The 24829-nt window shown below is 57.4% G+C and carries 30 protein-coding genes; 3 read left to right on the forward strand and 27 right to left on the reverse strand.

Translation table 11 applies throughout. The annotated features are described in order from the left end of the window. Positions 1 to 24 precede the first annotated feature (24 nt). Together HMPREF2942_RS05250 and glmS are read right to left on the reverse strand one after the other, a co-directional pair. Positions 25 to 465 (reverse strand): holo-ACP synthase, encoded by a 441-nt coding sequence (locus tag HMPREF2942_RS05250; protein ID WP_049341794.1) that lies wholly within the window; start codon positions 463 to 465, stop codon positions 25 to 27. 265 nt (positions 466 to 730) lie between these two features. Beyond that, positions 731 to 2614 (reverse strand): glutamine--fructose-6-phosphate transaminase (isomerizing), encoded by a 1884-nt coding sequence (gene glmS / locus HMPREF2942_RS05255; protein ID WP_070688575.1) that lies wholly within the window; start codon positions 2612 to 2614, stop codon positions 731 to 733. A gap of 185 nt (positions 2615 to 2799) precedes the next feature. Between glmS and coaA the strand changes: the two genes are divergently transcribed. The 3 genes from coaA (at position 2800) to mscL (ending at position 5501) form a co-directional block, all read left to right on the forward strand. Continuing rightward, positions 2800 to 3756, forward strand: a complete 957-nt coding sequence (coaA, locus tag HMPREF2942_RS05260; RefSeq protein WP_049349270.1) for a type I pantothenate kinase — start codon at positions 2800 to 2802, stop codon at positions 3754 to 3756. 151 nt (positions 3757 to 3907) lie between these two features. Further along, positions 3908 to 4825, forward strand: a complete 918-nt coding sequence (locus HMPREF2942_RS05265) for a M15 family metallopeptidase (RefSeq protein ID WP_070688576.1) — start codon at positions 3908 to 3910, stop codon at positions 4823 to 4825. 292 nt (positions 4826 to 5117) lie between these two features. Beyond that, positions 5118 to 5501 (forward strand): large conductance mechanosensitive channel protein MscL, encoded by a 384-nt coding sequence (gene mscL, locus HMPREF2942_RS05270; protein WP_049349266.1) that lies wholly within the window; start codon positions 5118 to 5120, stop codon positions 5499 to 5501. Between the two features lie 172 nt (positions 5502 to 5673). Here mscL and glmM read toward each other — a convergent pair whose 3' ends face one another. The 25 genes from glmM to HMPREF2942_RS09520 all read right to left on the reverse strand — a co-directional run bounded on the left by glmM (position 5674) and on the right by HMPREF2942_RS09520 (position 24397). Continuing rightward, entirely contained in the window at positions 5674 to 7032 is a 1359-nt protein-coding gene (glmM, locus tag HMPREF2942_RS05275) for a phosphoglucosamine mutase (protein ID WP_049349264.1), read from the reverse strand. 242 nt (positions 7033 to 7274) lie between these two features. Further along, positions 7275 to 8342 carry a polyphosphate kinase 2 gene (ppk2, locus tag HMPREF2942_RS05280; RefSeq protein WP_070541458.1) on the reverse strand — a complete coding sequence of 356 codons (1068 nt, stop codon included), beginning with the start codon at positions 8340 to 8342 and terminating at the stop codon, positions 7275 to 7277. 179 nt (positions 8343 to 8521) lie between these two features. Beyond that, complete coding sequence (gene rpsI, locus HMPREF2942_RS05285; RefSeq protein WP_005505036.1) at positions 8522 to 9013, reverse strand: 30S ribosomal protein S9; 492 nt, start codon at positions 9011 to 9013, stop codon at positions 8522 to 8524. A 32-nt stretch (positions 9014 to 9045) separates the two neighbouring features. After that, a complete protein-coding gene (rplM, locus tag HMPREF2942_RS05290; RefSeq protein ID WP_005505035.1) occupies positions 9046 to 9489 on the reverse strand; it encodes a 50S ribosomal protein L13 in 444 nt (147 codons plus the stop codon). A 364-nt stretch (positions 9490 to 9853) separates the two neighbouring features. After that, complete coding sequence (gene truA / locus HMPREF2942_RS05295; protein WP_049353769.1) at positions 9854 to 10819, reverse strand: tRNA pseudouridine(38-40) synthase TruA; 966 nt, start codon at positions 10817 to 10819, stop codon at positions 9854 to 9856. 174 nt (positions 10820 to 10993) lie between these two features. Continuing rightward, positions 10994 to 11647, reverse strand: a complete 654-nt coding sequence (gene rplQ, locus HMPREF2942_RS05300; RefSeq protein WP_070688577.1) for a 50S ribosomal protein L17, sunset domain variant — start codon at positions 11645 to 11647, stop codon at positions 10994 to 10996. Between the two features lie 105 nt (positions 11648 to 11752). Next, positions 11753 to 12745: a DNA-directed RNA polymerase subunit alpha gene (locus HMPREF2942_RS05305; protein WP_005505031.1), complete on the reverse strand. Its 993-nt coding sequence runs from the start codon at positions 12743 to 12745 to the stop codon at positions 11753 to 11755. A 138-nt stretch (positions 12746 to 12883) separates the two neighbouring features. Next, the gene (rpsK, locus tag HMPREF2942_RS05310; protein WP_005505028.1) at positions 12884 to 13291 is read right to left on the reverse strand and encodes a 30S ribosomal protein S11; all 408 of its coding nucleotides are present in this window, start codon (positions 13289 to 13291) and stop codon (positions 12884 to 12886) included. Between the two features lie 68 nt (positions 13292 to 13359). Further along, positions 13360 to 13728, reverse strand: a complete 369-nt coding sequence (gene rpsM / locus HMPREF2942_RS05315) for a 30S ribosomal protein S13 (protein WP_005505026.1) — start codon at positions 13726 to 13728, stop codon at positions 13360 to 13362. A gap of 179 nt (positions 13729 to 13907) precedes the next feature. Continuing rightward, positions 13908 to 14021, reverse strand: coding sequence for a 50S ribosomal protein L36 (gene rpmJ, locus HMPREF2942_RS05320; RefSeq protein ID WP_004005257.1), 114 nt, complete (start codon positions 14019 to 14021; stop codon positions 13908 to 13910). Between the two features lie 124 nt (positions 14022 to 14145). Then, on the reverse strand, positions 14146 to 14367 hold the full coding sequence (gene infA / locus HMPREF2942_RS05325) for a translation initiation factor IF-1 (protein WP_005505018.1): 222 nt from the start codon (positions 14365 to 14367) through the stop codon (positions 14146 to 14148). 286 nt (positions 14368 to 14653) lie between these two features. Beyond that, positions 14654 to 15868, reverse strand: coding sequence for a dual-specificity RNA methyltransferase RlmN (gene rlmN, locus HMPREF2942_RS05330; RefSeq protein ID WP_049349259.1), 1215 nt, complete (start codon positions 15866 to 15868; stop codon positions 14654 to 14656). A gap of 123 nt (positions 15869 to 15991) precedes the next feature. Beyond that, entirely contained in the window at positions 15992 to 16831 is an 840-nt protein-coding gene (map, locus tag HMPREF2942_RS05335) for a type I methionyl aminopeptidase (protein ID WP_049338086.1), read from the reverse strand. 120 nt (positions 16832 to 16951) lie between these two features. Continuing rightward, entirely contained in the window at positions 16952 to 17515 is a 564-nt protein-coding gene (locus HMPREF2942_RS05340; RefSeq protein WP_005505015.1) for an adenylate kinase, read from the reverse strand. Then, a complete protein-coding gene (gene secY, locus HMPREF2942_RS05345; RefSeq protein ID WP_049338085.1) occupies positions 17512 to 18819 on the reverse strand; it encodes a preprotein translocase subunit SecY in 1308 nt (435 codons plus the stop codon). The genes HMPREF2942_RS05340 and secY overlap by 4 nt, the downstream gene beginning before the upstream one ends. A 281-nt stretch (positions 18820 to 19100) precedes the next feature. Beyond that, entirely contained in the window at positions 19101 to 19547 is a 447-nt protein-coding gene (gene rplO, locus HMPREF2942_RS05350) for a 50S ribosomal protein L15 (protein WP_005505008.1), read from the reverse strand. 2 nt (positions 19548 to 19549) lie between these two features. Then, positions 19550 to 19756 (reverse strand): 50S ribosomal protein L30, encoded by a 207-nt coding sequence (gene rpmD, locus HMPREF2942_RS05355; RefSeq protein ID WP_004005265.1) that lies wholly within the window; start codon positions 19754 to 19756, stop codon positions 19550 to 19552. A gap of 2 nt (positions 19757 to 19758) precedes the next feature. Further along, the gene (gene rpsE / locus HMPREF2942_RS05360; RefSeq protein WP_171840195.1) at positions 19759 to 20403 is read right to left on the reverse strand and encodes a 30S ribosomal protein S5; all 645 of its coding nucleotides are present in this window, start codon (positions 20401 to 20403) and stop codon (positions 19759 to 19761) included. A gap of 29 nt (positions 20404 to 20432) precedes the next feature. Continuing rightward, positions 20433 to 20792: a 50S ribosomal protein L18 gene (gene rplR, locus HMPREF2942_RS05365; RefSeq protein ID WP_005505006.1), complete on the reverse strand. Its 360-nt coding sequence runs from the start codon at positions 20790 to 20792 to the stop codon at positions 20433 to 20435. A 2-nt stretch (positions 20793 to 20794) separates the two neighbouring features. Continuing rightward, the gene (rplF, locus tag HMPREF2942_RS05370; protein ID WP_005505004.1) at positions 20795 to 21331 is read right to left on the reverse strand and encodes a 50S ribosomal protein L6; all 537 of its coding nucleotides are present in this window, start codon (positions 21329 to 21331) and stop codon (positions 20795 to 20797) included. A gap of 27 nt (positions 21332 to 21358) precedes the next feature. Next, positions 21359 to 21757, reverse strand: coding sequence for a 30S ribosomal protein S8 (rpsH, locus tag HMPREF2942_RS05375; protein WP_005505003.1), 399 nt, complete (start codon positions 21755 to 21757; stop codon positions 21359 to 21361). A gap of 73 nt (positions 21758 to 21830) precedes the next feature. Further along, positions 21831 to 22391 carry a 50S ribosomal protein L5 gene (rplE, locus tag HMPREF2942_RS05380; protein ID WP_005505001.1) on the reverse strand — a complete coding sequence of 187 codons (561 nt, stop codon included), beginning with the start codon at positions 22389 to 22391 and terminating at the stop codon, positions 21831 to 21833. Beyond that, the gene (gene rplX, locus HMPREF2942_RS05385; RefSeq protein WP_005504988.1) at positions 22391 to 22726 is read right to left on the reverse strand and encodes a 50S ribosomal protein L24; all 336 of its coding nucleotides are present in this window, start codon (positions 22724 to 22726) and stop codon (positions 22391 to 22393) included. The genes rplE and rplX overlap by 1 nt, the downstream gene beginning before the upstream one ends. 3 nt (positions 22727 to 22729) lie before the next feature. After that, complete coding sequence (gene rplN, locus HMPREF2942_RS05390) at positions 22730 to 23101, reverse strand: 50S ribosomal protein L14 (protein ID WP_005504986.1); 372 nt, start codon at positions 23099 to 23101, stop codon at positions 22730 to 22732. Positions 23102 to 23758: 657 nt separating this feature from the next. Beyond that, entirely contained in the window at positions 23759 to 24397 is a 639-nt protein-coding gene (locus HMPREF2942_RS09520) for a YncE family protein (RefSeq protein WP_239663374.1), read from the reverse strand. Positions 24398 to 24829 lie beyond the last annotated feature (432 nt).

The following is a 24829-nucleotide window of genomic DNA, read 5'->3' on the forward strand; positions in this document are numbered from 1 at the left end:
CTCTGCGTTTAATCGTCGGTGGCGTTAGTTTTCGTCGGTGTCGTCGCCGGTGATGACGCTGAGTCGGTAGCTTTCGGGGTTGAACTTTTGCAGGTGCGCCAGTTCTGCATCGCTGAGGTATTCGGCGGTTGCGATGGCGATGGCGATGGGTTCATCGTGGGTCAGCGAGAGGTGGATGCGGTTGATGCCGAGTTCTTTAGCACGGCGGGCGATGGTGCCCTGAATGATGAGGTAGGGTTGGCCGCTTTCGGCGGTGGCGACTTCGCAGTCTTGCCAGTTGAGTCCGGCGGGTGCTCCGAGTACTTTTGCGACGGCTTCTTTGGCGGCAAATCGTACGGCTTGGGAGCGTACATTCCGGGTACGTTCGTTGGGGGTGAAGACGCGGCGGACGAAGGCTGGTGTTTCGGCGACGATTCGTTCGAATCGTTCGATGTTGACGGTATCTACGCCGATTCCCATGATCATGAGCTTCACCTTCTGGGCTAGGGGTGGTGCCGCGTCCTGTTTGCGGTTTCTCTTGTTTTAAGTCTAGCGAGATTCGTTTCTTTTAGATGGGATAGCGGCAAATATGACGCATAGTTGATATCTGTTTCACAGCGTCTATTTTTGTTGGGTCATCCACGAATAACCACCAGGTTAAACGACAAGGGCGGTGGTCAAGTTCTCTAAGAACTCAACCACCGCCCTTGTCGTTATCGCTGAGGCGATTTCCGAGGATTACTCCAGAGGATTACTCCACGGTCACGGACTTTGCGAGGTTACGCGGCTGGTCAACGTCCAGGCCCTTAGCTTCTGCCAGTGCGCATGCGAAGATCTGCAGGGGCACAGTTGCCAGCAGGGGCTGCAGCAGCGAGGGGCATGCCGGGACGGTGATGAGGCGGTCTGCGTAGGGCTTGACGGCCTCGTCGCCTTCCTCGGCGATGACGATGGTGAAGGCGCCGCGAGCGCGCACTTCCTGGATGTTGGAGACGACCTTGCCGTGCAGGGAGTCGCGACCGTTTGCGGAGGGAACCACTACGATGACCGGCTGGCCTTCATCGATCAGTGCGATGGGGCCGTGCTTGAGCTCGCCTGCTGCGAAGCCTTCAGCGTGGATGTAGGTGATTTCCTTGAGCTTGAGTGCGCCTTCCATTGCGACGGGGAAGCCCACGTGGCGGCCGAGGAAGATCACGGAGGAGGCATCCTTCATTTCGACGCCCAGTTCCTTGACCTGGGTGTCGTTGTCGAGGACCTTCTGGATCTTTGCGGGCATGTTCTGCAGCTCGGCAAGGATCGAAGCAATTTCGTCCTTGTACTTGTTGCCGCGCAGCTGTGCCAGGTACAGGCCAAGCAGGTATGCTGCGGTGATCTGTGCCAGGAATGCCTTGGTGGATGCCACTGCGATTTCGGGGCCTGCGTGGGTGTACAGCGCAGCGTCGGATTCACGGGGCAGGGTCGAGCCGTGGGTGTTGCAGATGGAGACAACCTTTGCGCCCTGTTCGCGTGCGTGGCGCACTGCCATCAGGGTGTCCATGGTTTCACCGGACTGCGAGAGTGCCACGATGAGGGTCTTCTCGTTCACGATGGGGTCGCGGTAGCGGAACTCGTGTGCGAGCTCAACCTCGGTGGGGATGCGGCACCAGTGCTCGATGGCGTAGCGTGCCACCTGGCCTGCGTATGCTGCGGTACCACATGCGACGACGATGATCTTGTCGATGCTGCGCAGCACCGAGTCGTCAATGTTCAGTTCGTCGAGGGTGAGGTTGCCGTTTTCGTCGAGGCGGCCCATGAGGGTCTGCTCGACGGCTGCGGGCTGCTCGTGGATTTCCTTCTCCATGAAGGAGTTGAAGCCGCCCTTTTCAGCTGCTGCTGCGTCCCATTCGATGTGGAAGGGCTTGCCCTCTGCGGGGTTACCTTCGAAGTCAATGATGGAGTAGTCGGTGCCGGTGATGGTCACGATCTGGTCCTGACCCATTTCGACGGCTTCCTTGGTGTAGTCAATGAACGCGGAGACGTCAGAGCCGAGGAAGTTCTCGTTCTCGCCCAGGCCGATGACCAGCGGGGAGTTGCGGCGGGTTGCCACGACGCGGTCCGGGTGGTCGGCGTGGATAGCCAGGATGGTGAATGCACCTTCGAGGCGGTTGGATGCGACGCGTACTGCCTCGGTGAGGTCACCGGTACCGAGCTTGTTGTAGATGCTTGCGATGGTTGCTGCAGCTACCTCGGTGTCGGTCTGAGATGCGAACTCTACGCCTTCGGCGAGCAGTTCGGCACGCAGTTCTGCGAAGTTTTCAATAATACCGTTGTGTACGACGGCGAGGCGGCCGTTGTCGACAACGTGGGGGTGAGCGTTGTTGTCGGTGGGTCCACCGTGGGTTGCCCAACGGGTGTGACCGATACCAATCTGGGAGTCCGGCAGGGGGTGTTCCTTAACCTCGTTTTCAAGGTTCAGGAGCTTACCTGCCTTCTTACGGAATACGATACCGTCGGGGCACACGAGTGCCACGCCAGCAGAGTCATAGCCGCGGTATTCCTGGCGGCGCAGACCTTCGAGGACCACATCGTATGCGTTGTGGTCAAACTTGTTACCGTCCGGAGCAGTGTCCAGACCTACATATCCTACGATTCCACACATGCTATAAGTTTATCCCACAAGTATCCGAATATGCGCACGGTGAAATACCGTTATACGTCACGTATATCGTGGCTTTCCTAGCTTTATTGGTTGTTGTCCTTTTCTTCTCATACATTTCTTTTCTTCAAACAAACCGTGAGGGTGGGTATTTTCCCCGCGGGCTGAAAGTTCGTACACTTAGATAAATGAGCACCGCACCGTATTTTTCTGGCGATGACCGCTTCATGCATCTTGACCGTTCCCGTTGGTCGCACCTAGCCGATGAGATTTCTGTTCCCCTCAGTGCTGAGGAAATTGAGTCTCTTCGTGGTCTGGGTGAAACTGTCGACCTTGAAGAGGTGCAGCGTATTTATCTACCGGTTTCTCGTCTCCTGAATCTGTATGTGACTGCTGCTTCTTCGTTGAACCATATGACGAATGATTTTCTGCATGTGTCTCAGCGCCGCGTCCCGTTCATTATTGGTGTGGCAGGTTCTGTTGCTGTGGGTAAGTCGACGACGGCACGTATTTTGCAGGCTCTTTTGAGTCGCTGGCCTTCGACTCCGAAGGTTCAGTTGGTGACTACGGATGGTTTCTTGTACCCGAATGCGGAGCTTCAGCGTCGCGGCATTATGCACCGTAAGGGTTTCCCGGAGTCTTATGATCGCCGTGCCCTGTTGAATTTTGTGTCGCAGGTGAAGTCCGGTGCCGAGCGTGTGGTGGCGCCGAAGTATTCGCATCTGTATTACGACATCATGCCGGATGAGCATATTGAGGTCACCGCACCGGATGTTCTGATTCTTGAGGGTTTGAATGTTTTGGCGCCTTCTCAGGCTGAGGGTCCGGAGACTTCCGATCTGACGCTGAGCGATTTCTTTGATTTCTCTATTTATGTGGATGCCCGCACTGAGGATATTGAGCGCTGGTATGTGAATCGTTTCTTGACTCTGCGTTCTTCGGCTTTTGCGAACCCGGAGTCGTATTTCAAGCGTTATGCGGAGCTAAGCGATGAGCAGGCGGTTGAGGTGGCGACCGGCATTTGGAAGAGTGTGAATGAGCCGAATCTGTTGCAGAATATTTTGCCGACTCGTGCTCGTGCGCATTTGATTCTTCAGAAGGGTGCCGAGCATACCGTGGAGCAGGTTCTTCTGCGTAAGAATTAGAGGTTCTTTAGGTTTTTAGTGTTCGCGTGCGGCTTTTAGCCGGTATTGTGGTGCATTCTAGTAGAAGGCGCCGGAGGCTCCACTCCCTCGCGGGGTAGGTTTAGGCTTCCGGCGCTTTTTGTTTGCATCTACGCCATGATGAGGAGTTATTGTGAAGTCCCTGCACCGTACGTCTACCGCTCAGGAGTCTCTTAATAGTTCTGTGGTGAACCGCCGCACCCTCTTGGGCGCCGCGCTGGGAGTTGGCGGCACGGCGCTATTGGCGGCTTGTGGTTCGCAGGGTGGTTCGCAGGGTCAGGGTGCCTCCTCTTCATCTTCTGCAGCGAGCGCTTCTGCCTCTGAGTCTGCGACGGCTTCTTCTAGTGTCTCTTCCACTGCGGCAGCCTCTTCTGCCGCGCCCTCCCCTGTTGCTTCTGCGACCGGTGCTTCTGCCAGCACTTCAGCTTCTGCGAGCACGTCTTCTTCCCCGTTGGCTCTTGCTCAGCCGAGTGTTGAGTCTCAGCCGGACTCGTTGCGTTGCCTCGTGAATAAGATGCGCCCTTTTGCGCAGCAGGACTGGGAGCCGAGTGACCTGGTGGAGTTCTACGGCCATCAATTGCGTGCTGAGGCGGCTAAGGCGGCGGACACGATGATTGATGCGGCGGCGACCGACGGCGTGACCCTGCTTGTTTCTAGCGCGTATCGTTCGTATGCGGTGCAGCAGCAGACCTATCAGTATTGGGTTTCGGTGAACGGCCAGCAGGTGGCAGACCAGTTGTCGGCTCGTCCCGGCTATTCGGAGCATCAGACGGGTTTGGCGATTGATTTTGCTTCTCCTGAGGGTTGCCGTCTGGAGGAGTGTTACCGCGATACGCTGGCTGGTCAGTGGTTGGCGAAGAATGCTCCGCGTTACGGATATATTTTGCGTTTCCCTGATGGTCGTCAGTCGGTGACCGGTTATCGTTTTGAGCCGTGGCATTACCGTTATGTGGGTGTGCAGATTGCTCAGGAGTATGTGTCTTCGGGTGCGAAGACTTTTGAGGAGTTCATCGGTACGGGTGCGGCACCCGATTATGCAAGTGCGAGCTAGGCTCTGGGCTAAGCTTTCAGCTTTGCCAGGTGCGCTAAGCGGTGATGTGTGTCGTATTTCTAGGTTTCGTACCGGGAATAAATAGGCACAGTAGATGCATATTTTTTCGCGTACACGCCGCGTAAATCCGCGATTTTTCGCAGGTTTCAGAGATTTTTACTCACCTTTATATGACCTAGACCTTAAGTATTGGGTACCACAGAACCACTGTGAAGAAAAACACATGCTTTACAGTGAAAATTTTCTCAGAATATGGCATTTTGAACACCTAAAAGGCGCTATTCTATATCTCATGCTTAAGGGTTTTAAAGATTTTCTGATCCGCGGTAACGTCATCGACCTCGCAGTTGGTCTGATTATGGGTACCGCCTTCACCGCTGTGGTGACCTCGCTTGTCCAGGCCGTCCTGATGCCCGCTATCTCGATGCTGGTTAAGTCCCCCAACTTCGATGAGTTCCTGGTCTTCGGCCAGATCAAGGTTGGCGTGTTCCTGACCGCTGTTGTCAACTTCATCCTGATTGCAGTTGCTGTGTACTTCGCAGTTGTTGTCCCCACTCAGAAGCTGACTGAAATCGCACTGGCTAAGAAGAAGGCTGAAGACGAGGCTGCTGAAGAAGAGGAAGAGACCGAGATTGCCCTCCTGAAGGAGATCCGCGACGCTCTGGCAAAGAAGTAATTTCTCTGCTCTCTAACACTAACTTTCGAACCCCCGTATCCCTGTGGATACGGGGGTTTTCCGTATCCACATCCCCTACGACCACCCAAGATAACGAAGAAGGGCTGGGAAGGTAACACCTTCCCAGCCCTTCTCTATCCTCCACTGCGGTCTTCACACCGGAAGAATACGTTTAGAGTGCCAATTCCTTAGCCACAACGTCAGCCAGCTGCTGAGCAACCTCATCAGCCTGCTCCTGGGTTGCAGCCTCAACCATCACGCGGACCAGAGGCTCAGTGCCGGATGCACGCAGCAACACACGGCCGCTCTCACCCAGTACTCCTTCAGCCTCGCTCACAGCGGTAGCGAGCGCCTCGTTGGTCTTGACCGCCGCACGGTCAACGCCCTTGACATTGATTAGGCGCTGCGGGGTGGGCTGCATGCGGGATGCCAGCTCCGAGAGGGTCTGACCGCTACGTGCCACCTCTGCAGCCAGCTGGATGCCGGTCAGAACGCCGTCACCGGTGGTTGCGTAGTCGCTCATGATAACGTGGCCGGACTGCTCGCCACCGAGGTTGTAGCCGTGCTCGCGCATAGACTCGAGGACGTAGCGGTCGCCCACAGCGGTGCGGCCGAGGGTAATGCCGTGCTCGCGCAGGTACAGCTCCAGGCCCAGGCTGCTCATTACGGTTGCGACGAGGGTGTCCTTTGCGAGCTTGCCTTCGCGCTTAGCGGCAACAGCCAGGATAGCCATAATCTGGTCACCGTCTACCAGATTGCCCTTTTCGTCAACTGCCTGGCAACGGTCCGAGTCGCCGTCGTGGGCGATGCCGAGGTCCGCGCCGTGCTCAACGACTGCTGCCTGCAGCTTCTCGGGGTGGGTGGACCCCACGCCGTCGTTGATGTTGGTGCCGTTGGGCTCTACAGCCAGTGCGACAACCTCTGCACCCAACGCTTCGAAAGCTGCGGGAGATGCTGCGTATGCCGCACCGTTTGCGCAGTCCAGAACAATCTTCTTGCCTGCGAGGGGCTTGCCTTCAGGCAGGGTGGAGACCAGGTGCTTCACGTAAGCCTCGGTACCGTTCTCCAGGGGCTTGACGGTACCCACAGCACCACCGGTCGGGTAGCGGAAGGACTTCTCACGGTAAACGCGCTCAATGGCGTCCTCAACGGAGTCTTCCAGCTTCTGGCCGCCTCGGGCCAGGAACTTAATACCGTTGTCCGCTGCCGGGTTGTGCGATGCAGAAATCATCACGCCGAAGTCAGCACCGGTGTGTGCCACCAGGTAAGCTGCTGCGGGGGTGGGGACAATGCCGGCGTCCAGCACGTCAACACCTGCGCTAGCGAAGCCAGCCTTCATCGCAGAAACAATAAAGTCTGCAGAGGATCGGGAGTCATTTGCAATCACGGCACGGGGGCGTATGCCCTCTTCTACCGTGTCAAAGCCCAGCACAATAGAAGCCGCCTGTGCGAGCTCCATAGCCAGAGCGGGAGTAATTACATCGTTTGCCAGACCGCGTACGCCGTCGGTTCCAAAAAGTCGTTCAGTCACCCTTTTATTTTACGTTGTGCGTAACTCTGCTTAGGCGCATACACCGTAAATTCTTCATAATCAGAAAGTGATTTTCAGCGGCTATATATCTGCTTCATAGCTAATGTTTCTATAGACACGCAAAGGTGCCTGCTCTCAGTTCCCAGAGAGGGAAAAGAGAGGCAGGCACCTTCATAGTGCAAGCTGTTTGGCGGTTCTATCGCCGCAGGGTTGAGTTATTGCTCTCCCCTATCTATCAACGCTTACTTGACGACCGGGAAGCCGTCGGGAGAGTCACCGGACTCATCCTCGAAAACGTGCGATGCAGAGCGGACGATCAGCGAGTCGAGCTCGCCCACGACTGCCTCATCCTTGGAGGGGTAGTCGAACTGGGAGAGCACGTAACGCATTGCTTCCAGACGTGCGCGCTTCTTGTCGTTGGACTTGATAACGGTCCAGGGGGCATCACCGGTGTGGGTGTAGAAGAACATTGCTTCCTTCGCCGCGGTGTAGTCGTCCCACTTGTCCAGGGATGCCAGGTCGGTGGGGGAAAGCTTCCACTGGCGAACCGGGTCGGTACGGCGGGAGGTGAAGCGTGCAAGCTGCTCTTCGCGGGTGACGGAGAACCAGAACTTGATGATGTGGATACCGGAGTTCACCAGCATGCGCTCCAGGTCCGGAACTTCGCGCATGAACTCGAAGTACTGTGCCTGGGTGCAGTAGCCCATAACGCGCTCAACGCCGGCACGGTTGTACCAGGAGCGGTCCATCAGAACGATTTCGCCGCCGGAGGGCAGGTGCTTGATGTAACGCTGGAAGTACCACTGAGTCTGCTCGATATCGGTCGGCTTCTCCAGTGCCACAACGCGAGCGCCACGGGGGTTCAGGTGCTCGGTGAAGCGCTTGATGGAGCCACCCTTACCTGCTGCGTCACGGCCTTCGAAGATGATGAGGATCTTCTGACCGGTGGACTTAGCCCAGAGCTGCAGCTTCAGCAGCTCAATCTGCAGGGCACGCTTTTCCTTCTCGTATGCCTTACGGCTGAGCTTGGTGTCGTAGGGGTAACCCTTCTTCCATGCCTGCGAGGTTTCGTCGTCCTTCTTGTCCTTGCCGAGGGCGCGGGTGAGGGAAGCCATTTCGTCCAGCTCTGCCGAGTAGTCTTCGACAACGGAGGTGCGGCGTGCCTGGGGCTTCAGGGCTTCCTTGATGGCTTGTTTCTTCTCAGAACCGGTGTGTGCGTGTGCGCCTTCAGCGGCGTGCTGGTGGGCTTCAGCCTGAGGAGCCTCCACTGCCTTCTCTTCGGGCTGGGTGGAGGGATTCTGCTCTGCCATGAGTACTCTTTTCTTCCTGTCTGCTTTGACTCTTTAACTCTACCGGTGTGCTCTTCGATGAACAAACGTAACAGTTATATGCACCTATAACCTTGTAACGCTCACGGTGGATAGATACGCAAAACGCCCCGATTCTCCCGAAGGAGAAGCGGGGCGTAACGCTTCGTAAAAACCAGCGATTAACGCTTGGAGAACTGCGAAGCCTTGCGTGCCTTCTTAAGACCAGCCTTCTTACGCTCGATGACGCGTGCGTCACGGGTCAGGTAGCCAGCCTTCTTCAGTGCGGGGCGGTTGTTCTCGCGGTCGATCTCGTTCAGTGCACGAGCGATACCCAGGCGCAGAGCACCTGCCTGACCGGAGGGGCCACCACCGTTGATGCGTGCGATGACGTCGTATGCACCCTCGAGCTCCAGGAGCTTGAAGGGCTGGTTGACGTCCTGCTGGTGCAGCTTGTTGGGGAAGTAGTCTTCCAGGCTACGACCGTTGATGGTCCAGTTGCCGGAACCCGGCACAACGCGAACGCGTGCCACTGCTTCCTTGCGGCGACCAACTGCTGCGCCTGCAACGGTCAGTGCCGGACGTGCTGCCTTAGCCGCTGCGGGGGCAGCGGACTCCGAGGTGTAGCTGGTCAGCTCTTCCTCGACTACGATCTGCTCTTCGTTCTGAGCCACGATTTCTCCTATTGTTTCTTCGTAGGCCCGAATTACTGGGCGACCTGGTTGAATTCGTAGGTCTTGGGCTGCTGTGCCGCGTGCGGGTGCTCGGGGCCAGCGTAGACCTTCAGCTTCTTGAGCTGCTGTGCAGCAAGCTTGTTCTTGGGCAACATGCCCTTAACAGCCTTCTCAACCGCGCGAACGGGGTTGGTCTCAAGCAGCTCTGCGTAGTTCACGGACTTCAGACCGCCGGGGTAACCCGAGTGGCGGTATGCACGCTTCTGCTCGAGCTTTGCACCGGTCAGGGCGACCTTCTCAGCGTTCACGATGATAACGAAGTCACCGGTGTCAACGTGGGGAGCAAAAGTCGGCTTGTGCTTACCGCGCAGCAGGATAGCGGTCTGGCTTGCGAGGCGGCCGAGAACAACGTCGGTGGCGTCAATGACGTGCCACTGGCGCTCGACTTCGCCGGGCTTGGGAGTATAAGTGCGCAAAATATTGGCCTTTGTCTCGAAATGTACATACGGCGCTTAGTTGGGTATCGCGCCTTTTACTTACGTGCATGACGAACACCCGGGTGAGGACCGAGCTGCCGCCCGTTCTGCCCGTACTCTAGACCGCCTTAACGTCCTGCAACTAGACAGCGATTTAGAGCGCGCTCGGGTAGAACACGCACAACATATCAAGACTATACAGGACGTCGAGTGCTTAATCCACCGCCAAAGCCTTAAAAATAGGGCTTTTTTGCCTTAAACACATTTTAAATTCCATCCGTGTAATTCATCTGAGGTAGTTGCGCTCCCCCGCGATGGTTCACGGTGCATGAGCAACGTGACGGGGCTCAATATATACAGGGCGTTAAGCGCTCTGTGCTTCGTGGTCTTCACGCTTTGCTCGAGCACGTTCCGCTTGCTCTCCATACAACTCCGGAGCAGGGTAGTAAATCTCAGCCAGAGCGAGCGCATGCGGAGGCGCCAGAGTCAGCGAAGCCTCGCGTCCCGGGTTCTCGATCCGCTCACGCAACCAGGCGGCGTCACGTTTACCCGTGCCGTAGAGCACCAACGCGCCCACAAGTGAACGCACCATGTGATGGCAGAAAGCATCAGCCACCACACGCACCTCAATAAGGCCACTTTCAGTACGAGTGAAGCTAAGCTCTCGCAGCTCACGAATCGTGGTCGCGCCTTCACGCGGCTTGCAGAAGGAGAGGAAATCGCGCAGACCGAGTAGCTGCTGCGCCGACTGGTTAAGATCAGCACAATCCAGGTGCTCAGGTACCGCCCAGGTGTAGGTACGGTGCAGAGGATTAAGACCGTCCGCCGCGCCATCTGCAATGCGATATACGTAGCGGCGACCGGTAGCCGAGAAGCGCGCATCAAATTCAAAAGAAACTTCGCTCACGCGGTGAATCTGAATAGCGCCCTGCAGAATACCGCGGACATTCTTCGGCAAGTTCAACTGCTCTTCCGCATCGTAAAGACAACGCTGAAGAGCGCCGGTGAGGCGGCGCCCCAGGGCAGCCGTCGGGTCGTCCTCCCCCGTTCGGCCTTGCAGGCGAGTCCAATCCTCATCGTTCAGATCGCAATGCAGAGTCTGAGCCTCCGCATGCACACCGGCATCGGTTCGACCCGCGACCACCACGCGGTGAGGCGCCCGCAAAATCAGTTCAAGGGCATTCTCAATGACCCCCTGCACGGTAACCAGGTTCGGTTGGGCAGCCCACCCGCTAAAAAGAGAACCGTCGTAGGCACAATCAATTCGCACGCGGTGCGTAGCAGTGAAGGGCTGTTCTTCACGGTTCTCTAAAGCAGTAGCGTTATGCATTGGTGTGCCTTTCAGCGGTAAAGGACGGTTGAAGAATACGGATCGGCTCTTGTATAGCGAATGCGCAAAGAACCGTCTCCTCGTTAAGTATGCAGATACACCAATCCGCCGCCCACAGCAGTGGACGGCGGATTGACATATTTTAGGCTTAGCCTAAATCAGCTGGGATCCGTATTACTCGGAAACCTTCTGTGCTGCTGCGCCACCTGCGGGGGCGTAACCTGCAGCCTCTGCCGACTCAGCGGAGTCGAACCAGATTTCAGCCTTGGTGCTGGAGTACCAGCGGGAACCGGGCACGTGGTACTTCATGGAATCGGCGTTACCCTTAACCTCGAAGCCCTCGGGAGCCTCGCCGGACTCCAGGGGTGCGTGGGAACCTGCGGGCAGGCCCTCAGCCGCTTCAGTCTTGGGAGCCTCAGCTGCCTTCTCAGCAACCTTGGTTGCCTCAGCAACTGCACCCTTGGTTGCAACGGGCTCCATGACGAGCTCGATGACTGCCATGGGAGCGTTGTCACCCTTACGGTTACCGATCTTGATGATGCGGGTGTAACCACCGGGGCGCTCTGCCATTGCCGGAGCAATAACGGTGAAGAGCTCGTGCACGACGGACTTGTCGGTGATGGAACGCAGCACGCGACGGCGAGCAGCCAGGTCGCCCTTCTTACCGAAGGTGATGAAGCGCTCTGCCACCGGACGCAGGCGCTTTGCCTTGGTCAGGGTGGTGGTGATGCGCTTGTGCTGGAACAGCTGCGCCGACAGGTTGTTGAGCATGTGGCGCTCGTGGGTCGGGGAACCGCCGAGGCGGGGACCCTTAGTGGGAGTAGGCATAGTTAAATCTCCATAGTTGCGTTCCCTAACGCCCCAGCAGCGGAGCCTCTTAGGGAATCAAGTTTGACTGATCCCGGTGGAACCGGGTGAACTATTCGGTCGAAATTATTCGCCGGAACCGTCTTCGTCATCAAGCGGGCGTGCAGCAGGCTCGAAACCGGGAGGGGAGTCCTTCAGAGCCAGGCCGAGCTCAATGAGCTTTGCCTTGACCTCGTCAATGGACTTAGCACCGAAGTTACGGATGTCCATCAGGTCAGCTTCACTGCGGGTCACGAGCTCACCCACGGTGTGGATGCCCTCGCGCTTGAGGCAGTTGTAGGAGCGGACGGACATGTTCAGGTCCTCGATCGGCAGTGCCAGATCAGCGGCCATGGACTCGTCGGCGGGCGACGGGCCAACTTCGATACCCTCAGCTGCAATGTTCAGCTCACGTGCCAGGCCGAAGAGCTCGACCAGGGTGCTGCCTGCAGAAGCAACGGCGTCACGCGGTGCGATGGCTTCCTTGGTTTCGACGTCCAGGGTCAGGCTGTCGAAGTCGGTGCGCTGCTCAACACGGGTCGCGTTCACGCTGAAGGTAACCTTCAGAACCGGGGAGTAGATGGAGTCAACCGGGATACGGCCAATCTCGCCATCGCCGACCTTGTTCTGAGCTGCAGTCACGTAGCCGCGACCGCGCTCGATAACCAGCTCAGCGTTGAAGTTTGCCGAGGCGTTCAGGGTTGCTAGGTGCAGTTCCGGGTTGTGGATCTCCACGCCAGCGGGAACCTCGATGTCGCCTGCGGTCAGTTCACCTTCGCCCTGCTTGCGCAGGTAGGCCACGACGGGCTCGTCGTTCTCAGAAGAGATGGAGAGCTTCTTGATGTTCAAGATGATCTCAGTGACGTCCTCGGTCACGCCGGGAACGGTGCTGAACTCGTGCAGTACACCATCAATGCGGACGCTGGTAACAGCGGCGCCGGGGATGGAGGACAGCAGAGTACGGCGGAGGGAGTTACCCATGGTGTAGCCGAAACCGGGCTCCAGAGGCTCGATGGTGAAGCGCGAGCGGTTGGGCGCTACGACCTCTTCAGTCAGAGTGGGGCGCTGTGCAATAAGCACTTTGTTTCCTTTCGGTGAGCTCCGCTATATGAGCCCACAGGTTGGGGAAAACATATCTTAGGAAGCAGACGGGTGTCTGTACTCTCCGGGTACAGCTCCGTGGAGCGTACCCGTCGAGGGATTAGGTCAGGGACCTAATTAGACGCGGCGGCGCTTCGGGGGACGGCAACCGTTGTGTGCAACGGGGGTAACGTCCTGAATCGAACCGACCTCGAGGCCTGCAGCCTGCAGGGAGCGGATTGCGGTTTCGCGACCGGAACCGGGGCCCTTGACGAACACGTCAACCTTGCGGACGCCGTGCTCCTTGGCGCGGTTTGCAGCAGCCTCAGCAGCCAGCTGTGCGGCGTAGGGGGTGGACTTACGGGAGCCCTTGAAGCCCATGTCGCCAGCGGAGGACCAGGAGATCACTGCACCGGTGGGATCGGTGATGGAGACGATGGTGTTGTTGAAGGTCGACTTGATGTGAGCCTGACCAGCAACGATGTTCTTGCTAACCTTGCGGCGGTTGGTCTTACGAGCTGCCGCAGCGCGAGTCTTGGGAGGCATTTTTGATTCTCCTACAAAGGTTTTCTAATACGTTGGTCGGATAGAGATATCCAACAGAGCAACGTTGCTTACTTCTTCTTACCTGCGACGGTACGCTTCGGGCCCTTGCGGGTACGTGCGTTAGTCTTGGTGCGCTGACCGTGAACCGGCAGGCCGCGGCGGTGGCGCAGGCCCTGGTAGGAACCGATTTCAACCTTACGGCGGATGTCAGCTGCAACCTCGCGGCGAAGATCACCTTCAACCTTGTAGTTGCCTTCGATGAAGTCACGAAGTGCCACGAGCTCCTGGTCGGTCAGGTCCTTGACGCGGGTGTCAGGGTTGACGCCGGTAGCAGCGAGGGTTTCGTGTGCACGGGTCTTGCCCACGCCGTAGATGTAAGTGAGAGCAACTTCCACGCGCTTTTCGCGGGGAATATCAACTCCAGCGAGACGTGCCATACTGGCTTCTCCTTGTTGTTTTCCAGAGGTCTATAGCATCACTGCCCGGGTTGTTCTGACCCGGTCCCCGGCCTCTGAGTCCGGAGGTATCCGAAGTCGCCTCGTGGGCGTTGCTTCGGAGCGGTGCCTATGACAATTCCGCCCCCTGTTGGGGCGGTTATGAAGTCAGCTGCTAGGGATTAGCCCTGGCGCTGCTTGTGGCGCGGGTTTTCGCAGATCACCATGACCACACCGTGACGGCGGATCACCTTGCACTTATCGCAGATCGGCTTAACGCTCGGCTTGACCTTCATCGCATTCCTTTTGATTGCAACTTGATTACTGGCGAGATAAGAGGTTCCCTCACTTACGTTGGGGAACTGCGTTATCCCTTTGAACACGATTTAAACGCCGCCAGGGGCGACGTTTATCTCGGGTTTACTTGTAACGGTAGACGATACGACCTCGGGAAAGGTCGTAGGGGCTCAGTTCCACTACTACTCGGTCCTCAGGCAGGATGCGAATGTAGTGCTGACGCATCTTGCCCGAGATGTGTGCGAGAACCTTGTGGCCGTTATCCAGCTCAACACGGAACATCGCGTTGGGCAGAGCTTCAACCACAGAGCCTTCAATCTCGATGACGCCGTCTTTCTTAGCCATATCCTCCGCTAACGTCGGTGCCCGTCGCAGGTGCGGCGGGCAATTGTATCTTCTGTTTGTGAGCTCACCTCGGTGAGGCGATAGGGCGTTTTAAGGCGCACTTAACACTGGCACAAACAACCAACTGTTAACTCTACGGCAAAGGCCGTGGAAAAACAACCGTGATTTTTATGACATCAGGCACTTAATGTTTAAAAGGAAGAAGCCCCTCCCCCACGTTCCTGAAAGTCTTATTGACTTCCCTCCGCAGGAAAGGGGCACCGTTCACCGGTCACAGCTCAACTGCTTAGTCTTCCTTAGCGGCAAGCTGACCGCATGCTCCATCAATATCGGAACCGCGAGTATCACGAATAGTCGTCGGAATACCGTGGGCACGCAGACGCTCCACAAAGTTCTGCTCAACGCCCTTACGGGATGCCGTCCACTTCGAACCCGGGGTCGGGTTCAGCGGAATCGGGTTCACGTGCACCCAACCACGGCCGCGCTGCGCCAGCTTCTTACCGAGCAGATCCGCACGCCAGCCCTGATCGTTAATATCGCGAATCAGCGCGTACTCAATGGAGACGCGGCGGCCGGTCGTACGGTAGTAGTCGTACGCAGCGTCCAGAGTCTCGTCGACCTTCCAACGCTGGTTAATCGGGATTAGCTCATCACGCAGCTCATCATCCGGAGCGTGCAGGGACAGCGCCAAAGTAATGGGCAGCTTCTCCAGCTCAAACTTACGAATGCCGGGCACCAGACCCACGGTCGACATGGTCAGACCACGAGCAGAAATACCGAGGCCCTCGGGGGAAGGATCAATCAGGCGGTGCACAGCACCCATGGTTGCCTTGTAGTTAGCGAGCGCCTCGCCCATACCCATGAAGACAATGTTGGAAACACGCAGCGGACGAGTATCCTCAGAGCCGCCTTCTGCTTCTTCCAGGCCCTTCATCTGCTTAAGGTAGCGGGCACCGGCAACGACCTGCTCCACAATTTCTGCAGTGGACAGGTTACGGGTCAAACCCTGCTGACCGGTTGCGCAGAAGGGGCAGTTCATACCGCAGCCAGCCTGCGAAGAGATGCACATGGTCACGCGGTTGTCATAGCGCATGATGACGGACTCGATGAGCGCACCGTCAAAGAGGCGATGCACAACCTTCAGGGTATCGCCACCGTCAGCCTCGAGGGTACGGACCGGGGTCAGAAGCTGGGGCATCGCCTGTGCGACCATCTGCTCGCGGTCCTTAGCCGGCAGGTCAGTCATTTCGGCGGGGTCAGTGACCAGACGCTCAAAATAGTGCTTGGACAGCTGGGACGCACGGAACGACTGGTAGCCCAGTTCCTTCAGAAATTCGCGGCGACCAGCCATGTCGAAGTCAGCGATGTGCTTGGGCGGCTTCGCACGGCGCGGTGCTTTCAAGGCAATCTGGCCGGGTGCGGGGCGAACGTTCGAGATTTCAACCGGCACCTTGGTCGTAGCGGGTGCGGTTGCCTCGCTGCTGTTGAGAGTTTCGCTCATGGAGCTTCTTCCTTGTGATGTGGATGCTTTCGGATGCGCTATCACGCACCGGACCGGATTCGCCGGTTTCTTCGGGTGGAGGTGGGGCAGCTAAAGGTGGGTTCCCCTCCCCAGCGGTGAGAGTTAGGCGGGGATCGGAACCGGGATTACGCCGAAGCGAGCAAGTTCGCTGGCGCCGCCGTCTTCTGCGGTCAGAACCCAGATGCCGTCGCTGTGCACAGCAACGGAGTGCTCCCACTGGCACGCATCGGAGCCGTCAACGGTCACAACGGTCCAGTCATCGGAGAGCACCTTGGTCTCGATGGAACCGGTGACGAGCATCGGTTCGATAGCGAAAGCCATGCCGGGCTTGATCTTCGGGCCCATGTCACGTACTGCGTAGTTCAGTACGTCCGGCGCCATGTGCATCTGGGAACCGATACCGTGACCCACGTAGTCTTCAATGATGCCGTACTTGTCGCCATATTCTTCGGTCACGTACGCTTCGATGGCAAGACCAATTTCGCCGACCTTCTTTGCGGTTGCCAGAGCAGCAATACCGTGCCACATTGCCTCGCGAGTGACGGCGGAGAGCTCCGCGCGGGCTTCGCTTACGTTATCACCAACCAGCACAGTACGTGCCGAGTCACCGTGCCACTGGCGGTTGGTGGCGGGGTCGATGACGTATGCGCCACCGTCGATGGAGAGAATATCGCCGTCCTTGAGCACGTAGCCGCCGGGGATGCCGTGAACAACCTCGTGGTTGACGGAGGTGCATACGGTCGCCGGGTAGTCGTAGTAGCCGTAGAAGTTGGAGGTGCCGCCCAGCTCCAGCATGGTGCGTTCAAAGGCGGCGTTCACCTCTGCGGTGGTTACGCCGGGGCGGGCTGCCGCCACTGCCGCATCGAGTGCACGGCTGGTAATGACGCCTGCACGAGCCATCTGCTGAAGCTGTGCATTGGTTTTGATTTCGACTCGTGCCATTCTGACTCCTTAGGTATGTGGGGCGGTACGCCCAAGCTTAGAACTCTACAGACAGCACTGTACCCCCGCAAGTCTTTGTGATGCATCATGCACCTCAAATTGCGGGGGTACAGCAGAAGGTTACTTCAGAGCGTCGAGGATACGCTCGGTGACTTCAGCAATCTCGCCGAGGCCGTTAACTTCCTTGACGATGCCGCGTTCGCGGTAGATTGCGATCAGCGGTGCGGTCTCTTCTTCGTAGACCTTCAGACGGTGACGGATGACCTCTTCGTTGTCATCGGTGCGACCCTGCTCTGCTGCGCGGTTAAGCAGACGCTCGACGAGTTCGTCGTTGTCTGCAACCAGCAGGAGAACGCGGTCGATCTTCTCGCCCTTGGCTTCGAGGATGGAGTCCAGCTCGTGCACCTGGGAGGTGTTACGGGGGTAGCCGTCGAGCAGGAAGCCGTTGACGACGTCGCTTTCCTCCAGGCGTGCGCGCACCATGTTGTTGGTGACGGAGTCGGGAACCAGGTTGCCGGAGTCGATGTACGACTTCGCTTCTTTGCCCAGCTCGGTCTCTTCCTTGATGTTCTTGCGGAAGATATCACCGGTGGAAATCGCGGGAATCTTCAGCGCTTCAGCAATCTTGACGGCCTGGGTGCCCTTACCTGCACCGGGAGGGCCGACGATGAGCAGACGGTTCATCGGAGCAGTCCTTCGTAGTTTCGTTGTTGGAGCTGAGCGTTGATCTGCTTGAGAGTATCAAGACCAACACCCACCACGATCAGCAGCGAGGCGCCACCGAACGGGAAATTCTGGTTTGCGTTGAATAGGATAAGCGCTACCAGGGGAATCATGGAAATTACACCCAGGTAAAGTGCGCCAGGCAACGTAATTCGGTTGAGTACGTAGCTGAGGTAACGCTCGGTGGGCTTACCGGCACGGATACCGGGGATAAAGCCGCCGTACTTCTTCATATTGTCTGCTACTTCTACCGGGTCGAAGGTGACCGCCACGTAGAAGTACGCGAAGCCAATAATCATGAAGAAGTAGAGAGCAATGTACAGCGGGTGATCGCCGCGCACCAGGTATGCGTTGATCCAGTTAACCCAGTCCGGCGGAGTGGAGCCGTTGGTGGGGGTGTTGAACTGGGCGATCAGACCGGGCAGGGTCAGCAGGGAGGAAGCGAAGATCAGCGGAATCACGCCGGCCATGTTGACCTTGAGCGGAATGTAAGTGTTGGTGCCGCCAATGGTGCGTCGACCAATCATGCGCTTTGCGTACTGCACGGGGATACGGCGAACGGACTGCTCCACGTAGACCACAGCGAGCATGACCAGCAGGCCGATGCCGCAGACAGCTGCGAAGATACCCCAACCATGGGTGCGCTGGATGGAGCCCAGAGCGCTCGGGAAGGAGGAAGCGATGGAGGTGAAGATCAGCAGGGACATACCGTTACCGACGCCACGCTCGGTAATCTGCTCACCCATCCACATGATGACGGTGGTACCTGCACACAGGGTGACGATAATCAGCAGGATGTGCAGTACGTCGTCCTGGGGGATGATGCCGGGGCAGTTACCCAGCAGAACGCCGGAGCGCGCCATCGAGACGATGGTGGTTGCGTTCAGCAGAGCAAGAGCGATGGTCAGGTAACGGGTGTACTGGGTGAGCTTTGCCTGGCCCTGAGCGCCTTCATCGTGCAGCTCCTGGAATCGCGGGATGACCACGCGCAGCAGCTGGATGATAATGGACGCGGTAATGTACGGCATCACGCCGAGGGCAAAGATCGAAAGCTGCAACAGCGCGCCACCGCTGAAAAGGTTGACGATATCGTAGACGCCACCGCTCGTAACATTGGCGTTCAGACACTGCTGTACATTTCCGTAGGAAACGCCTGGCGCGGGGATGAAAGTGCCCACGCGGTACAGCACAATCATTGCCAGGGTAAACAGCAGCTTACGCCGCAAATCGGCGGTCTTAAAGACTCGCCCGAATGCGCTCAGCACATGTCCTCCTGTAAGTCTATGGGGCGCCCGTTTCTCTGAAGGAGTTTTAGAGCGCAGTAAACACATCTTCCAGTCTATCGTGTTTGGAGCAGGTAACGATAACTCCCTAGCAGATTATGTAGCTTTTATATTCTCTTAGCGTGATTTTTGGACACTAAATGTGGCGTGCACCAAGCGTTCAAATATGCAAATACAGGAATATACACCTGTTGTGAGTCTTTTCGAGCGGCAGAAAGCCCCCGCCGTACAGTGTACGGACGGGGGCTTTCTCGTCTTGAAGACTACTTAACGGTTACAGAACCGCCAGCGGCCTCGATCTTCTCGATAGCGGAAGCCGATGCCTTGTCGACAACAACGTTCACCTTGACGGAGATTTCGCCGTTGCCCAGAACCTTCACGAGCTCGTTCTTACGAACGGCACCCTTAGCGACCAGTGCCTCGACGGTGACGTCGCCACCGTTGGGGAACAGTTCCTGGATGCGGTCCAGGTTAACAACCTGGTACTCGGTGCGGAAGGGGTTCTTGAAGCCGCGCAGCTTCGGCAGGCGCATGTGCAGCGGCAGCTGGCCGCCTTCGAAGCCTGCACGAACCTGGTAACGTGCCTTGGTACCCTTGGTACCGCGACCTGCGGTCTTACCCTTGGAGCCTTCACCGCGGCCAACGCGGGTCTTTGCCTTGTGGGCACCCGGTGCCGGGCGCAGATCGTGAATCTTGATAGCTTCTGCCATCTTTACTTGACCTCCTCAACCTTCACCAGGTGAGCAACGGTGTTAACCATGCCAACGGTGACGGGGTCAGCAGTGCGGACTACCTTGTTGCCGGGGCGCTTGAGGCCCAGGGAACGCAGGGTGTCGCGCATGTTCTGCTTCTGACCAACATAGGACTTGACCTGGGTGATTTCCAGCTTTGCGTCGCTGGGCTGAATACGCTTGGCCATTACTACGCACCTGCCTTTTCAGACTTGGTGTTGCGCAGGTAGCTGGGGATAACCTCATCGGTGGGCAGGCCACGGCGGGCTGCCACTGCCAGGGGCTCCTCGAGCTCCTTGAGTGCTGCAACAGTTGCGTGAACGATGTTGATCTGGTTCGAGGAACCGAGCGACTTGGACAGCACATCGTGAATGCCTGCGCACTCGAGTACTGCACGCACGGGGCCACCTGCGATAACACCGGTACCAGCGGTTGCCGGACGGAGCATCACAACGCCTGCAGCTGCTTCACCCTGCACGCGGTGCGGGATGGTGCGGCCTTCGATGCGGGGAACGCGGAAGAAGTTCTTCTTTGCTTCCTCAACACCCTTGGAGATTGCTGCGGGAACTTCCTTAGCCTTACCGTAGCCAACGCCGACCAGGCCGTTACCGTCACCAACGACGACCAGTGCGGTGAAGCTGAAGCGACGACCACCCTTGACGACCTTGGAAACGCGGTTGATGGTCACAACGCGCTCGATGTACTTGTCCTTCTCCTCCTCGCGAGCGCGGTTGTTACGGCGCTCACCACGGCCACGACGCTCGCCGCGGTTGTTGCGGCGCTCCTCGCGCTGGTTGGAGGTCTCAGCGGTTTCAGCTACTACTGCTTCGCTCACCTGAGTTTCCTTTACGTTCTGCTCGCTCATTAGAGTGCAAGACCTCCCTCGCGTGCACCGTCAGCAACGGCTGCAACACGGCCGTGGTACTTGTTACCACCGCGGTCGAACACGACTGCCTCAACACCAGCTGCCTTGGCGCGCTCTGCAACGAGCTCACCAACGCGCTTTGCCTTAGCGGTCTTGTCCAGGTCAGCTGCACGCAGCTCTGCTTCCATGGTGGAAGCGGATGCCAGGGTTACGCCCTTGACATCGTCGATAACCTGAACGAACATGTGACGGGTCGAACGGGTGACGCACAGGCGCGGACGCGCAGCGGTACCCGAAACGTACTTGCGGATGCGAGCGTGACGACGTGCACGCTGCGCTGCCTTCGACTTGATAGCCATGTTTACTTACCAGCCTTTCCGACCTTGCGGCGGATGTGCTCACCTGCGTAGCGAACACCCTTACCCTTGTAGGGATCGGGCTTACGCAGACCACGAATGTTTGCTGCAACCTGACCAACGAGCTGCTTGTCGATACCCGACACGGTCAGCTTGTTAGCACCCTCCACTGCGAAGGTAATACCCTCGGGAGCGGTGATGTTGATCGGGTGGGAGTAGCCCAGAGCGAACTCCAGGTCGTTACCCTTCGGGGTCACACGGTAACCGGTACCAACGATTTCCAGCTTCTTTTCGTAGCCGGAGGTAACGCCGATAATCAGGTTCTGAATCAGGGTACGAGTCAGACCGTGCAGCGATCGAGACAGGCGCTCGTCGTTCGGACGAGATACAACGATCTCGTTTTCGTTCAGAGCCACGGTGATGGGGGAAGCTACCTTGTGGGAGAGCTCGCCCTTCGGGCCCTTAACGGTAACCAGGTTGCCATCGACCTTAACCTCAACGCCGGCGGGAACCGAGATGGGGAGACGTCCAATACGTGACATTATTCTCTTCCTTTCTCTTCTAACCGACTACCAGATGTAAGCGATGACTTCGCCGCCCACGCCCTTCTTCGCAGCCTGCTTGTCAGTGAGCAGACCCGAAGAGGTGGACAGGATTGCGATGCCGAGGCCACCCAGAACCTGGGGCAGGTTGGTGGACTTTGCGTAGGTACGCAGGCCCGGCTTGGAAATACGACGCACGCCAGCGATGGAACGCTCGCGGGACGGACCGTACTTGAGGACGAGGGTCAGGGTCTTGCCGACCTTTGCATCCTCAACCTTCACGTCGGCGATGTAGCCCTCAGCCTTCAGGATCTCAGCAATGCGAGCCTTCAGCTTGGAGTAGGGCATGGATACGGTGTCGTGGTATGCGGAGTTTGCGTTACGCAAACGGGTCAGCATATCTGCGACCGGATCAGTCATAGTCATTGTGGGCTTTAGCCCTTCCTCGTTGTGGTTTCCCTACCCCGCGGTAACGGGGTCTGGACCTACAACGTAGTCGTTAGTTGGTCTTGAACGGGAAGCCCAGTGCCTTCAGGATTGCACGGCCTTCTTCGTCGGTCTTCGCGGAGGTCACCACGGTGATGTCCATACCACGCACGCGGTCGATCGAGTCCTGATCGATTTCGTGGAACATGGACTGCTCGGTCAGACCGAAGGTGTAGTTACCATTACCGTCGAACTGGCGGTCCGAGAGGCCGCGGAAGTCGCGGATTCGGGGCAGCGCCAGGGTGACGAGGCGGTCCAGGAATTCCCACATGCGGTCGCCACGCAGGGTGACGTGTGCGCCGATGGGCATACCTTCGCGCAGCTTGAACTGTGCGATGGACTTCTTAGCGCGGGTAACAATCGGCTTCTGACCGGTGATTGCGGTGAGATCGCGGATTGCGCCGTCCATGAGCTTTGCGTCGCGAGCTGCCTCGCCAACACCCATGTTTACGACGACCTTAACGATCTTCGGGGTCTGCATGACGTTCTCGTACTTGAACTCTTCCTGCAGAGCGGGAACGACGACCTCAGCGTACTTGGTCTTGAAGCGGGGGGTGATCTTGGTTTCGGTCATTAGATGTCCTTACCCGAACGCTTAGCAACGCGCACGCGAACGGTGCGCTCCTTGCCGTCACGCTCTACAGTCTCGAGGCGGAAACCAACACGGGTCGGCTTCTTGGTCTCGGGGTCAACAATCGCAACGTTAGAAACGTGGATCGGTGCCTCAACCTTCTGAATGCCGCCTGCTGCGCCGGTCAGGGGGTTAGCCTTGGTGTGCTTGGTGACGACCTTGACGCCCTCAACAATCACACGGTTTTCCTTGGGGAGAACCTTCAGAACCTTGCCCTGCTTGCCCTTATCTGCACCGGAAATAACCTGAACCAGGTCGCCGGACTTGATCTTAGCCATGAATTAGAGCACCTCCGGAGCCAGCGAAACGATCTTCATGAACTTCTTGTCGCGAAGCTCACGACCCACGGGGCCGAAGATACGGGTACCACGGGGATCACCATCAGTGTTCTTCAGGATCACTGCGGAGTTCTCGTCGAACTTGATGTAGGAGCCGTCGGGACGACGGGTTTCCTTCTTGGTGCGGACGACGACTGCCTTAACAACGTCACCCTTCTTTACGGTACCGCCGGGGATTGCATCCTTGACGGTTGCGACAATGATGTCGCCGATGCCTGCGTAGCGACGCGAGGAACCACCGAGAACACGGATGGTCAGGATTTCCTTCGCACCAGTGTTGTCGGCGACCTTCAGTCGCGACTCCTGCTGAATCATATTTCTCCTGTCGTCTCGCCGGTTCCGACTCGCTTTAGGCGCGAGCCAGCCTTGCGGAACATTTTTACGGGATTGGTTGACGCCCCGGGCCCCAACTCTATGGAAGGGGTTAGCGGAAACGCCTGGGGCAAACCCATGCCAGAAGCATTTGGACCCGCGTGAAGCGGGCGTATCCCACCCGTAAATAGCGGCATTATGCACTGGCACGAGAAGCCCGTGGTTGTGCGGCTATTTGGATACAGCCACACAGTCTTAACACTGTACAGGAAGCAGGTATGTAGCGCAAGAGTTTGCCGACTATGATTTCAGTCTCCTCCACCCTATCTCTGGGGATAGCCGGGCTTAGAGAGCAAAAACCCCATACCCCACATCACCATCGATTGAGAAGGCCCCTTATTTGACACTTAAAGCAGGAGGCCCCTTCGTGTAGTTCCTGACGCATAAGAAACTGAAGGGGCCTCGAGAAATCTATCAAACAATGTGTCAAACAAAGAAGATAGATATTAATATTTTACTACGCTTTAATGTCCCTCCACGACAGACTTGCCGCGGGGCTGGCGGGAGATCACCGCGGTTCCGCTCCTTACACAAACATGCATACGACGCGAGAGCACAGCAGACACGACATAGGCGGCTCAGCCGCTCTTCACTCATCAGCTAGGGCATATATACTTTCGCGATACCGTCACGAACGATAGGGCGAGGAGGTTCTCCCGGTCGAGTCTCTTCTGCAGCCTCGTAGTATTCGCCAGAGTTTGCATCCAGCACGTAGGGAACCTCAGCTGCGGGGTAGTCTCCTGCTTTATCGACAGCAATGACACTCCCGTCCTTCAACAGGACCTGGTGGTTAATGCGGGTGGGAGCCACCTGCACGGTGTCAATAATGGCTCGATTGAGCGTATTAATGACGGTAATAGTTCCGCCACCAGCAACTGCCGCCTCCCCCTTGCCACCGAAATCAGCAACATAGAGCAGGTGACGTTCTGCATCGAGCAAGATATCGGTGGGCATCTTTCCGAACGGAAGATAAGCGAGGTGCTCACCCTCAAAGCTCAGAACATACAGACCGCCATTCTTACCCTCGCGCCCTTGCGCAGAGACATATAGTTCACCGCGCGTCGAAACAATCTCCACACCGTGAACACCGACTGGAGTATTGGCGTCTTCCCCGCCAATTACGGGCAGCTTGCGTGCAAGCTCCCAGGTATTCATATCCACAACCCAGATTTCATCTCGCATAATATTCGGGATGTACAGGAGGCTACGGCTTTCGTCCGCTACGGGTCCTAGTAGCATGGCAGGGCCTTCCCCTTGAAGGGGGCTAACCCTACGTTCCCCCTCTGCGGTGGGTGCAGAAATCACCTGGTAGCCGCCCATTCCGGTAACGAGTACGGCACCGTTGGGTGCGACGTATAGCTCACGCGGAGTCAGCATCTCTACTTCTAGAACGAGAGAATCCCATACGCGCGATAGGTCCTTTTGGGAGTATGCGGTAACCGAGTTTGTGTGGGTTCCTCCGGTCCAGAGAAGCCCCCGTTCATTGTCTGCGGCTAACCCATAGGCAGCTTGAACCTGGAAGAGGTTTGCTAGTTCGGGGTTATTTTCCGGGATAACGGGCAGAGTAGCCGTCTGCTCAATCTGCAGGGTATCCGCGTTTATGCGAGCAATTGTGGCGCAGAGAGTGCCGTGGGTCTTTGTGTGGTTATAGCTTCCACTTACAAAAAGAAC

The organism is Rothia sp. HMSC071C12, assembly GCF_001813895.1.
GTDB lineage: Bacteria > Actinomycetota > Actinomycetes > Actinomycetales > Micrococcaceae > Rothia > Rothia mucilaginosa.